Origin of the sequence: Formosa sediminum (assembly GCF_007197735.1) — a bacterium.
Taxonomy (GTDB): Bacteria; Bacteroidota; Bacteroidia; order Flavobacteriales; family Flavobacteriaceae; genus Formosa; species Formosa sediminum.
The window spans coordinates 3,409,607-3,422,969 of the sequence record NZ_CP041637.1 but is presented as its reverse complement, the minus strand read 5'-3'; the positions used below and the strand labels follow the sequence as shown (position 1 = coordinate 3,422,969).

General features: G+C 30.7%; 8 protein-coding genes. All 8 read left to right on the top strand.

Annotated features, from left to right (window positions below; all coding sequences use genetic code 11):
• Positions 1-400: 400 nt before the first annotated feature.
• The 8 genes from FNB79_RS14995 to FNB79_RS14960 all read left to right on the top strand — a co-directional run bounded on the left by FNB79_RS14995 (position 401) and on the right by FNB79_RS14960 (position 13,324).
• On the top strand, positions 401-1,648 hold the full coding sequence (locus tag FNB79_RS14995) for a glycoside hydrolase family 88 protein (RefSeq protein ID WP_143382131.1): 1,248 nt from the start codon (positions 401-403) through the stop codon (positions 1,646-1,648).
• Between the two features lie 8 nt (positions 1,649-1,656).
• Positions 1,657-2,313: a sugar-binding protein gene (locus FNB79_RS14990; RefSeq protein WP_143382130.1), complete on the top strand. Its 657-nt coding sequence runs from the start codon at positions 1,657-1,659 to the stop codon at positions 2,311-2,313.
• Positions 2,314-3,016: 703 nt separating this feature from the next.
• Entirely contained in the window at positions 3,017-5,836 is a 2,820-nt protein-coding gene (locus FNB79_RS14985; protein ID WP_185967789.1) for a SusC/RagA family TonB-linked outer membrane protein, read from the top strand.
• A gap of 17 nt (positions 5,837-5,853) precedes the next feature.
• On the top strand, positions 5,854-7,395 hold the full coding sequence (locus tag FNB79_RS14980; RefSeq protein WP_143382128.1) for a RagB/SusD family nutrient uptake outer membrane protein: 1,542 nt from the start codon (positions 5,854-5,856) through the stop codon (positions 7,393-7,395).
• Positions 7,396-7,921: 526 nt separating this feature from the next.
• Positions 7,922-8,851 carry an SDR family NAD(P)-dependent oxidoreductase gene (locus FNB79_RS14975; RefSeq protein WP_185967788.1) on the top strand — a complete coding sequence of 310 codons (930 nt, stop codon included), beginning with the start codon at positions 7,922-7,924 and terminating at the stop codon, positions 8,849-8,851.
• 35 nt (positions 8,852-8,886) lie between these two features.
• On the top strand, positions 8,887-10,272 hold the full coding sequence (glmM, locus tag FNB79_RS14970) for a phosphoglucosamine mutase (protein ID WP_143382127.1): 1,386 nt from the start codon (positions 8,887-8,889) through the stop codon (positions 10,270-10,272).
• A 2-nt stretch (positions 10,273-10,274) separates the two neighbouring features.
• Complete coding sequence (locus tag FNB79_RS14965) at positions 10,275-11,354, top strand: hypothetical protein (protein ID WP_143382126.1); 1,080 nt, start codon at positions 10,275-10,277, stop codon at positions 11,352-11,354.
• A 26-nt stretch (positions 11,355-11,380) separates the two neighbouring features.
• Positions 11,381-13,324: an FAD-dependent oxidoreductase gene (locus FNB79_RS14960; RefSeq protein ID WP_143382125.1), complete on the top strand. Its 1,944-nt coding sequence runs from the start codon at positions 11,381-11,383 to the stop codon at positions 13,322-13,324.
• Positions 13,325-13,363 lie beyond the last annotated feature (39 nt).

Below are 13,363 nucleotides of genomic sequence, written 5' to 3'. Positions count from 1 at the left end.
TATTTACATTAAGTTTAGTTAAATAATTTTATTATTATAAAAATTTGTTGCACGTATTAATAAGCATTTTTACTTTATTAATTTATAAGTGTTTAGAACTTAAAATTATTTTAATGAGGAACTTTAAAATTTTAATTTTTTATAATCGTATTAGAGTATAAAATAAGATGTAAGATTTTCATTAAATTAAAAAAACAAACTATTTTAAATAAAAAAAGTGTATTTATTTAAATAAATATTTAAATTTGAACACTGGACATTCTAATAAATGTTCCATTTTTCTCACACACATATATATTTCTTCTTACCTATTTGCGTATTCGCAACAATAATTCTTATAGATTATTTTGTTTAATTAATCTGTGAATTATTACTAATTAATATTATAAACTTATCTATAATGAGAAAAATACTTATACTAATAGTTTGCTTAGTTTCATTGTTTATGGTGTCTTGTAAAAAGGAATATAAGGGTTCTAAAAATGAAAGCGTTGATGAAAAACTTGAAAATATTAATGCACAATTAACGTATGCCGATTTACAATTAAATGGATTACTAGACTTAGCTAAGAATAAAAATAAAAACCCTAGAACTATAGAACCAGATTCGTCTATTTATTTTATTAATAGTGATAAATTTGATTGGACTGAAGGTTTTTTTCCCGGCTCTTGTTGGTATTTATATGAAGGAACAAGAATTGAAAAATGGAAAAAAGCGGCCTCACATTTTCAAGAGCTATTTAAAAATCATAAAGATTGGCCACAATACCATGATTTAGGCTTTGTTTTTAACTGTTCTTATGGTAACGGATACAGAATAACTCAAGATACTACATATAAAAAAGTCTTACTTGATGCAGCCAAAACTTTAGCAACACGATTTGATACAAAAATTGGTGTTATTAAAAGTTGGGACGTAGATAAAGGCTGGCAAGCAGATCGTGGTTGGCAATACCCAGTAATTATTGATAATATGATGAATTTGGAGTTATTATTTAATGCATCCATAATGAGTGGAAATGATGATTATAAAAATATAGCAATATCTCATGCAGATAAAACATTAAAAAATCATTTTAGATCAAACTATAGTTCTTATCATGTAGTTGATTATGACTCTATATCTGGACAGGTATTATCTAAGGAAACAGCTCAAGGTTATAGTGATGAAAGTTCTTGGGCCCGTGGTCAAGCTTGGGGACTTTATGGATTTACCTTATGCTATAGATATACTAAGGATGAAGCATATTTAAATCAAGCTAAAAAAATAGCTAATTTAATATTAACTTCAGATGCTATACCTAGTGATCGTATTCCTTACTGGGATTATGATGTTGATGAAAAAGAACATGCGCCTCGAGATGTTTCTGCAGCAGCAATAACGGTATCTGCTTTAATTGAATTAAATACATATACTAATGGTGATTATGAAAATATTACAAACGAAATACTTAATGTTTTATCTTCAGAAAAATACCGAGCAAAAATAGGAGAAAATAAACACTTTTTATTGAAACATAGTGTTGGGAGTATACCTCATAATAGCGAGATTGATGTTCCATTAAATTATGCAGACTACTATTATTTAGAAGCTTTAATTCGTGCTAAGAAGTATTATAGTACTAATACAAATCCTCTGAAAAACTAATTGTATGTATGAAAGATAAAATTTATAAAGTAAATAAAGTCTCAGAACCCATATTAGAATTAACAGGTCATACAATATCAACTCATTATTCTACTTTAAATACAGTCACTGATTTTATATCGCCGTGGGACAACACTCCGATTGAACCAATAGTTTTTAAAGCCTTTTATGATACTCATTATTTTTACTTTAGTTTTCAAGTTAAAGATAATGAAGTGTATACAGAGTTAGAAGACAATACTAATGCTAGTATAAATAAGTCTGACCGAGTCGAATTATTCTTTCGTGAAAACTATAATTTAACACCTTATTACTGTTTAGAAATAGATTCCAAAGCACGACTTATGGATTTTAAAGCCTTACCTAAACAAAACTTTAATTTTGATTGGAATTGGGATAAGACCGAGATTGAAATAAAGTCTTTTACTGCTAAAAATGAATTTTTTGTAGAGGGAAAAATTAGTTTAAAATCTTTAGCAGATTTAAATATACTTAAGCAAGATCATTTAGGTAAATATATGGAGGTTGGGTTGTATCGCGCTAAATATATCTTAAATAATCAAAACAAAAGGACCCCAATTTGGATAACATGGGTTAATCCAAATTGTCCTACTCCAGATTTTCATAATTCTTCTTCTTTTGGTGTTTTTAGATTTTCAGAATAATAAGTATTTATCTCTATATTTTTAACAGTTATAAATTTTAGATTGTATAATATTTTATAAAAAATAATGTTCATAATTGCTTAAAAAAGAAGATTTATAGTTTTTAGTTTAAAATTTTGATGTAAATAATGCTTTTTTATAAGTTAATACATACTTAACATGTGTACGAACACATGTTAAGTGTTAAAGTTTATGTGTACGAGCACATTTTTTCTGTTTAATTTTTTTTTTAAATTATTTATTGTATAAATTGTACCAGGTTTTAGAAAGTATTACGTGTGAGAACGAATTTTATTTTAATATAAAAGCCTGGTATTTAGTGTTTTGAAACAATATTGGTTTTTGGGCTTTAAAATATTAAATGAGTGATTTAATAAATGATGCTAATAGTTTAAATTGAAATATTTTGAACAATTCTAAAATTTAATATAACGTTAAAATACTATTTAATAACACACAAATTTAAATCATAAGTAAAGTATATGGTAATAAAATAATTCTCTAATACTTTAAGTGAAGTTTGACTTTAGTTAATCTAGACTTTTGTAAAAATTAACTCTAAAGTATTGTCCATAATTAATATAAATTATTTTCAATTAATATAATAGAAATGAAAAAACACTTTTTAAAAATTAAATTTAAACCCAAAAAAAGAATCATACTATTTTGTGTTCTCCTTTTTACAGGACTAGGGTCCCAAATAATGTTTGCGCAATTAAAAGCGGTTACCGGAGTCGTTTCTGATTTTGAAGGAAGTCTATTACCAGGTGCTAGTGTTTCCGAAAAGGGAACGTCTAATGGTGTAATAACAGATTTTGACGGCGCTTTTACTATAGAAGTAAGTGAAGGTGCGACTTTAGTAGTTAGTTTTGTTGGTTACCAAACTCAAGAAGTACCTGTTGGGACAGAATCAACAATTAATATAACCCTTCAAGGCGATAATACGTTAGAGGAAGTGTTAGTTGTAGGATATGGAACACAAAAGAAAAGTGATCTTACAGGTTCTATTTCAAATGTTAGCTCTAAGGATTTTGAAAATCAGCCAATTGTAAGGGCAGAGGATGCTCTGCAATCTCGTTCTGCTGGTGTAAATGTTTCCAAAAATTCTGGAGCACCAGGAGGAGATATAAAAATAAGAATTAGAGGTTCAAACTCTATAACTGGAAATAATCAACCTTTAGTTGTAATAGATGGTATTATTGGCGGTGATCTTTCTACATTAAATAGTAGTGATATAGAAAGTATGAGTGTGTTAAAAGATGCTTCAGCTGCAGCTATTTATGGTTCTAGAGGTTCTAATGGTGTTATTATGGTAACAACCAAAAAAGGAAAGTCAGGAGAACCTCAGGTTAATCTTAACTATTTCATGTCATCATCAGTTGTGCCTAAAACATATAATTTGCTAAATGCTTCACAATTTGTAGAATTAGCTGGGGCTCAGTCTTCTATTGTTAATGGAGGGGCAGATTATCAGGATGAATATTATCAAACAGCAATGACTAATAATTTACAGTTAACAGCAAGTGGTAAAGAAGGTCGTCTAAGTTATTATTTATCAGGAAATTTGGTAGATCAAGAAGGTATTATTATTAATACTAATTATAAGCGTTATGCCTTACGTAGTAATTTAACAGCAGATTTAACAGATAAATTTACTGTAGGTCTTAACATATATGGTGCTAAAGAAGATTCTCATAATTTAATTGAAGGTGGCTCTCGTGGCTCTCAAGATCCAAGAGGTGGTGTACAAGCCGTTTTAGGTTGGAATCCTGCGGTAAATTACATCAATGAAGACGGTACTTATAATTTAACTTCAGATTATGGCTCCATTATGCTTAATCCAATTGCTGTTCAGAAAGAAAGGGATGGAAATGATGTTACAAAGAGTTTTAATACAAATTTAAATTTGTCCTACAACTTCTCAGAAGATTTAAATTTTACAGTTTTAGCAGGGACAACTCAAAGTACAATTAATAGTCAAGTTTATAATGAGATACCTGATGGGACTACAATTTTACCTCCAAATTCTACCTTTGGATCTACAAGTTCAGAAACTTATCAAGTTAGTAATATTTTAACTTGGGATAAAGATTTCGAAAATTCAAGTTTAAAACTAACAGGAATATATGAATTACAATCTTCTAGCGTTAAAACAGCAGGTTATGTTGCTTCACAATATATTTTTACAGGATTAGACGATGCTTTTTATTTTTCGGAATTAGCAGAAAGTCAGTTGGTTAATGCAGATTATGAAACTAGTTCAATGGATTCATATGTAGCAAGAGCAGAAGCTAATTTTGGAAGAAACTTATATGTTACAGGTACTATGCGTATAGATGTGTCTTCAATCTTTCAAGAAGGAAACAGAACAGGTTATTTCCCTTCTGTATCTGCAGCATATAACTATGGAGATTTATTTTTACCTGATGATTCTTTTTTTTCTAAGCTTAATTTAAGAGCAGGTTATGGCGAAACAGGAAATCAAAATGTGGCACCTTATTCAACCTATCAAGAATTAGAAACCGGTAATAACTTTCCGTTCGATGGCTCTTCATTAGATATTGGTTTGGGATTTGGTGGTCTGGTTGATGAAGATCTTACTTGGGAAACCACTAAACAGATAAATGTTGGTTTAGATTTTAGTATGATGAAAGGCAGACTAAATTTAAGTTTGGATTGGTTTCTTAAAAATACTGAAGATTTATTGTTAGAAAAACCTGTTTTAGCATCTAATGGAGGAGGTACTATATTAACAAATATAGGCGAAGTTAAAAACTCTGGTGTAGATCTAACATTTAATGCAATTGTTATTGATAATAAAGATTTAAGATGGGATTCAGACCTTACGATGTCCTATATTAAAAACGAAGTAGTAGATCTAGGAGGTTCAGACCAAATTGTAACCTCTGCACCTTCAGGTGTTTCCGGTACCGAAAATTATTTTTTATTAAAGGTAGGTGAATCTATTGGTAATTTTTATGGGTACGAATATTTAGGAGCAGATGAAAATGGTGCTGCGCAGTATGGAGATGAAATTGGTATTATAGGTAATGGAACTCCCGATTTTTCTTGGGGATGGAATAATACTTTAACCTATAAAAATTGGGACTTAAATATTTTAACAAGAGGAGTACATGGGTATGATATACTTAACTCTACATTAGGAACTATACGATTAGCCACAGGTACAATTACAGTCCCAACAAGTGCAGAAGTACTAGATCCAGATAGTCCAACTTCAGGGACAAACATTATAAATTCTACAAGAAATATTGAAAACGGTAGTTTTGTTAGATTAAGTAATTTATCTCTAGGTTATACTATTTCAGATATTAAAGGTTTTGCTGATTCGGTGAAATTGTATTTAAGCGGACAAAATTTATTAACGATTACAGATTATAAAGGGTATGATCCTGAAGTATCTTCTGGCGGTGTTGAAACTTCAGACGTTACGCCATCTTACGATTCAGGAGCTATACCTAATCCTAGAACTGTAACATTTGGAGTTAACATAGGGTTTTAATTAAAAAAAATATAAAGATGATACGAAATATTTTTAAAATAAATTTATGGATTAATTTAAGTGTAATAGTGCTTTCTGCATGCACTATTGTGTCTTGCTCTAATCTTGAAGAAGATCCTTCAGAGGTTCAGTTAGGAGAATCTACACTTACATCAGATGATGCTTTGGAAGCTGTTGTAACTGGTATGTATAGAGAACTTATGGAAGGGGGCGCACAATGGGCTCAATTTCAATTAGCAGCTTTTGGTGGGGATGATTTAACCACACATAGTGCAAGTAATAAAATTGCTTATAGAGAATCGGATTGGAGAAGACAAACTTCTAATACCGAAAATATAGAAATGGCTTATAACACTTGCTATGATGTGATAACTTTAGCAAACATAGCTTTAGACGCCCAAGATAATATAATTAGTACAGATCAATCTAAAGTCGATAGATTAATTGGAGAAGCTTATTTTATGAGAGCTTTTTCATACATGCACTTAACTAAAACGTATGGTAGAATCCCAATTCAATTGGTATCAAATTCTAATGAAGATTTGCCAAAAGCTACTTTTTTAGATATTTATTCACAGATTGAATCAGATTTACTTTATGCAGAAGCATTACTTCCAGATGTTTACCCAGATGTAGCAGTGGTTGGTTCAAGACCAAGTAATGGTACTGCAAAGGCTTTTTTAGCTAGATTATATTTAATGTGGGGAGGTTATCCTATTAAAGATGAAAGCAAATACGCTTTAGCAGCTGAAAAAGCAAAAGAAGTGATTGATAATGAAGGGACTTATGGTTTTGGATTACATAGTAATTTTAGAGAATTATGGACAGAAGCCAATCGGTTCAATCAAAATGAAAGTGTGTTTACTTTAGTAAGTTGTACAAGTTGTGGGGTAAGAAACAGAACTATGGGAATGTTAGGTATGCCTTCTGAAGCTGGTGGATGGACTGAGATATTCAGTGAGATTGCATTTTTTGAAGATATGCAAGAAGATGCTATAAAAAACGGAACAGAAAACAGGTTTAATGATACTTATGTGTTAGAAGCTATAGATAGAGCTCCTTCTTATCCAGTAGGATCAGAATGGGCCACTTGGTCTGATCCTCATCCTTTATTTAGAAAAGTTGTAGGAGGAGATTTGTCTGAAGACGGTTCAAAAAGTACAATCTCAGATTATAATATATATTTTATGCGTTATGCAGAAGTCTTACTAAATTATGCAGAAGCAACGGGAAGATCAGGCGGGAATGATCCAGCCGCATGGGCTGCTTTAAATCGCGTTAGAAACCGGGCTGGTGCAACTACAGAACTCACAAGTGAAGATGGTACACTAACAGAACTTGCTTTCTTAGAAAGAAAATGGGAATTTGCAGGTGAATATTTAAGGATGTTTGATTTAGTTAGAACAGAAACACTTTCAGAAGCACTGGCAAATAGGTCTCCTGTAGAAACTGTTGATATAAAAAACAATACCGTTCCAATAACAAGTGGAGGAGAAGAGTTTTATTTTTCACCAATTCCTCAAAGCGAAATTGATATTTCTCCAGGATTAGGAGATTAATATTTTATCTATTAGTTGGTAACCTCTAAGCTTAGCTTAGAGGTTTTTTTTTGTAATAGGTTTCTAGAACTCAAACATTTTATCACCTTAAAATTTTCTAGCACAATCTTTAATATGGTATTTATCAATTCAAACAGTTATATTTTTATTCCTAGCGTTACATTTTTTTTAACACCAATATTGATCATTATTTTGATTTTAAGCTTTAACAATTAATTAACTTGTGCACGAACACATTAAAAATGTTAATATTTATGTGTTCGAGCACATTTTTATGATTATTTCTTTTTTTTATATATTTTTTTATATAAATTGTACCAAGGTTAATAATATAAAATACATTTAAAAAAACAAAAATTACATATAAAGACTTGTAAATCAGTTTGTTATTTTGTTTTTATGTTTTAGGACTCATTTTTGTTGAAATAGTATGTATTATGAGAATTTATGTTTAACTCCTGTATTAATTAATCTACTGTGGATTAACGATAAATTAACACAAAGAATGTCAATTAAAAATTAGTATATGAAAAAATATGTTGTAACTGGAGGAGCCGGTTTTATTGGTAGTCACATTGTAGAACATCTGTCTAATGAAGGTCACGAAGTAGTGGTTTTAGATAATCTCAGAACAGGTTTTAAAAAAAATATTGAAGACTTTAATGTGTCTTATCAAAATGTTGATATAAGAAATTCAGAACAAGTTATGACATATGTTAAAGGTGCTAATGCGGTTTTTAACTTAGCTGCTTTAGTAAGTGTTCCTGAATCTCTTTTAAAAATAAACGAATGCATATCAATTAATACTATAGGGACTATAAATATTTTAGATGCAGCACGACAAACAGAGGGCTGTAAAGTAGTGTTATCTTCATCTGCTGCAAATTATGGAAATAATCCTGTGTCTCCTAAAGTTGAGACAATGACACCAGAGCCTTTAACACCTTATTCAATAACAAAATTAGACGGAGAATATTATTTAGACATGTACAGAAACGAGTTTAATGTGCCAACAACTTCTCTAAGATATTTTAATGTGTTTGGGCCAAGACAAAATCCTAAATCTGCATATGCAGCAGTAGTGCCTATATTTATTATTAATGCATTACAAAACAAACCATTATTAATTTATGGGGATGGGGAGCAAACGCGAGATTTTATTTATGTAAAAGATGTTGTATCTGCTAATTTATTTGCTTCTCAACAAGGTAAAGGTGTTTATAATGTTGCTCTTGGTCAAAGTACGTCGGTTAAAGAATTGGCCGAACATATCATTAAAATAACCAATTCTAAATCCAAAATTAAATATTTAGATACTAGATCAGGAGATATAAAGCATTCTATGGCAAATCCAAAAAAGTTTAACGATTTAGGTTTTAAACCAAAATGGTCTATTGAAGCTGGTTTAAGTGAAACAATAGCGTTTTATGAGAAAGAATTGAGTTTAAAAGTCTAAATACTAAATAAATTAAATATAAATAAAATTACATAATGACACTAATAAAATCTATTTCAGGTATACGAGGGACTATAGGCGGTAAAACAGGAGAAAATTTAACCCCTATTGACGCAGTAAAATTTGCTGCAGCTTACGGTACATGGTTAAAAAAAGAATCAAACCAAAACCCATTGCGTGTTGTAATAGGAAGAGATGCTCGTATGTCAGGAGCTATGATAAGTAGTTTAATTTCCAATACACTTAATGGTTTAGGTATAAATGTAATAGATTTAGAATTATCTACAACGCCTACTGTAGAATTAATGGTAACAAAACTACAAGCACATGGTGGTATTATAGTAACGGCTAGTCACAATCCCAAACAATGGAATGCGTTAAAGTTATTAAATTTTAAAGGAGAATTTTTAAATGCTAAAGCAGGAGAGGATATTATAAACATTGCAGAACATGACGATTTTATATTTGCTCCTGTAGACGAATTAGGTACCTACGAAGTTTATAAAAATAGTATAGAAGACCATATTAATGAGGTTTTAGCTTTAAAACATGTAGCTATAGACTCTATTAAGAAAAGAAAATTTAAAGTAGTTGTAGATGCCGTAAATTCTACCGGAGGGATAGCTATTCCTAAATTATTAGAAAAATTAGATGTAGAGTGTGTTAAATTATATTGTACACCAAATGGAAAATTTCCGCATAATCCGGAACCACTAAAAGAACATTTAAAAGATATTTCAGATTTAGTGATAAAAGAACAAGCAGATCTTGGTATTGTTGTAGATCCTGATGTAGATCGTTTAGCATTAGTAAATGAAGACGGTACTATGTTTGGGGAAGAATATACTTTGGTGGCGTGTGCAGATTATATTTTAAGTAAGGAAAAAGGGAATACCGTTTCAAATTTATCATCATCTAGAGCTTTAAATGACATTACTAAACTACATAATGGTAAATATTTTGCTAGTGCAGTTGGAGAAGTTAATGTTGTAGAAAAGATGAAAGCAGTAAATGCAATTATTGGTGGAGAAGGGAATGGTGGTATTATTTATCCAGAGTCTCACTACGGAAGAGATGCTTTAGTGGGAGTAGCCTTATTTTTATCCCAATTGGCCGTAACAAACAAATCTTGTAAAGAGTTAAAACAAACGTATCCTAATTATTTTATAGCAAAAGAAAAAATTGAACTGCCTCAAAATGTAGATCTGGATATTATTTTGGAAGAAATACAAGAACTTTATGCAAACGAGTCGCTAGAACTTATTGATGGGATTAAAATAAATTTTGAAAATAAAGAATGGGTGCATATGCGTAAATCTAACACAGAACCCATAATAAGAATATATGCAGAGAGTACATCTCTAAAAAATGCCAATGATCTAGCTAATAGAATTATAAAAACAATTACAGATCTTATTTAAAATTGACTAAAAAAGCAAACATAACATTACAGAAAAGTGCTTTAGCTATAATGTGTATAATTATAGCAATTCAAATCTATGCTTTTAAACGACCTCTTAAAACTTTTAATAAAGTAGAGAAGTCTGTTATGGTACTCTATTTAAAAGATTCAATTCCGGTTAATATTGACCTAATTTACAATACTAACAATGTACCAGAATTTTATTATGCCTATGTAGAGACACCGGTTTGTGAATCGGGACTTTGTTATGATTTAAAGGTTAATTTATATTGGAACGTTTTAGGTGATTTTGCAAAATATAAAGAAGTGGAATCTGATCCATTTACAAAATTAGATCACAAACTTTTTTCAGAAGAAGATCATTTAAAGTTAATTAAAATTTTAAAGGATAAAACTTCCCCTTTAGCTAATTATGAAGCTAAAGATTTAATAGATAAAACAGATACAATATTTTCCTTGGAGGTTGATGCGGTAACAGGAGCAACATCACCAGCATTAAAAAGCAGTGTCGTATCTGGTGCAGTGTATAGTACACACATTTTATGGAATATTGTTAATGGCAAAATATCAGACAGTATTTTAAAATACACAGAAGCTAATTTGTTAACTAATAATCTTATTGAAAGTATGATATACTCAGACGACTATCACTTACAAATGTATGGATTACGTCATGTTAATACTACTTTAAAAAAATATACTGAGTATTTATTAAGATTGGTAGAATTTGGTGAGCACTATGTACCATATTTTGCTATTGATAAGTTTACCGCAGAGATGTGGAATAATTTTGAAATTCAAAAACAAATGATTGATTTACTTGAGGATTTTAATTTTGAAATGCAAAATGAAACTTTGAATAGATTACAGCATATCAAAATAGCATCAGGTAATATCATTACTCTTTTAGAGCAAATCAAATATTTAGAAAAAAGTCAATACAGTCATTTATCTGAAATTATTAAATATAATGCATCATCACTTAGTAAAACAGATAAAGCATATTTACTAAAATTATCGAAAGATGAAACTAATAGTTTTGCATCCTTTGCAACCAATATTTTAAGTTATACTAATTAATAAAGGATGTATTTAAAAATAAAATTATGAATAACAGAAGAGGGTTTTTAAAAACTTTGGGCTTAAGCACTGGTGCTGTAGCTATGGGAGGGCATTTTACTACGCTTTTAGCAAATAGTAATAATGACTTATATATAGACGAAAATGGAGATGTTAATGCAGGAGAATTTCTAGTTAATACAGACGTTTACAATCGTGTAAAATATGAAGTAGATGTTTGTATTGTAGGAGCAGGTATGTCAGGTATTTGCGCCGCAATCGCTGCAGCAAGAAATGGTAGTAAAGTTTTATTAATGCACGACAGGTCGCGATTAGGAGGGAATGCAAGTAGCGAGATAAGAATGCACATTTCTGGAGCAAGTCAGCTAAAACAAGTGTGGAGAGAGACGGGTATATTAGAAGAGTTAGTGCTAACTGAAGCCGTTACAAATCCACAACGATCTTACGAAATGTGGGATTTTGTATTATATGATAAGATTATCTCCGAACCTAACATAACGTTATTACTAGACACTTCCTTCTACGATGTAAAAGTGAATAACGGTACCATTGAAAAAGTTTGGGGACTTAGTTCTCCAACCGAAGAAATATCTGAAATTACTGCTAAATACTTTTCAGATTGTACTGGAGATGGAAGCCTTGCTGCTAAAGCAGGTGCTAAATATATGAGGGGTAGAGAGGCTAAATCTACTTTCGGAGAATCTTTGGCAGTAGATGTTGCAGATCAAAAAACAATGGGAAATAGCCTTTTGTTTATGGCACAACACCATGATACTAAAATGCCTTATACACCACCTGTTTGGGCGCGTAAATATACAACTAAGGATTTTGCACACCGAAATATTGGGTCTTATGAGTACGGATATTGGTGGTTAGAATTAGGAGGATCTATAGATGTAATTAGTGATGGGCAACAAAACAGACATGATTTATTAGCTACTTTATTTGGAGTTTGGGATTACATTAAAAATTCTGGAAATCATCCTGAATCAGAAAACTGGGCATTATCATGGATAGGTATGATTCCTGGAAAACGGGAAAGTCGTAGAATTGAAGGGCCATATATTATGAAACAACAAGACGTGCAAGCTGCAACTTTATTTGAAGATAGAGTTGCTTACGGCGGTTGGCCTTTAGATGATCATCCACCAGGAGGAATGGATACAACAGGAGATGTACCGTATGTGTCTATCTCATTAAAAAAACCATATTCCATACCTTATCGTTCGCTGTTTAGTGTAAATATTAACAATTTATTTTTTGCAGGTCGTAATATTAGTGTCTCTCATGTTGCTTTATCCTCTACACGTGTTATGGCTACTTGTGCTATACTTGGTCAAGCCGTAGGAACAGCAATGGCATACTGTTTTAAACATTCTATTAGTCCAAATGCATTAGCAGCCCAAAAAAAAGAGCTAAAAACATATCAGCAACTTTTACTTAAACAAGATCAAGCTATTCTTGGTGTGAAAAATGAAGATGAAAATGATTTAGCAAGAATTGCAAGTGTAAAAAGTTCTTCAGAAACAAATAAAGGTAAAGCCATAAAGGTAATAGACGGTATAAATAGAGACATAGCTGATGGAGATGTGCATCAATGGCAAGCTAAAATGGAAAGTGGCTCACAATGGATCACATTAAAATGGAAAAAGCCTGTTAAATTAAATACAGTTCAACTCACTTTTGATACTGGATTAAACCGATTTTTAAGAATGTCTCCACAAGATTGGGTTTATAAAGACCAAGTTAGAGGGCCACAACCTGAAACCATTTCTGATTATATTGTAGAATTAGAAACCACTAAAGGGAAAAAAGTCGTAGCAAATATTAAAAATAATTATTTGCGTTTAGCAAAACATAATTTCAGTGAAGAAACTATTAAAGCATTAACGGTTAAAGTACATAAAACAAATGGAGATAAATTAGCTAGATTGTTTGAAATACGTTGTTATCAAGAAGCAAATGCATAAAGCGATCAACCTTAATTTATAAATATATTATAAAATATT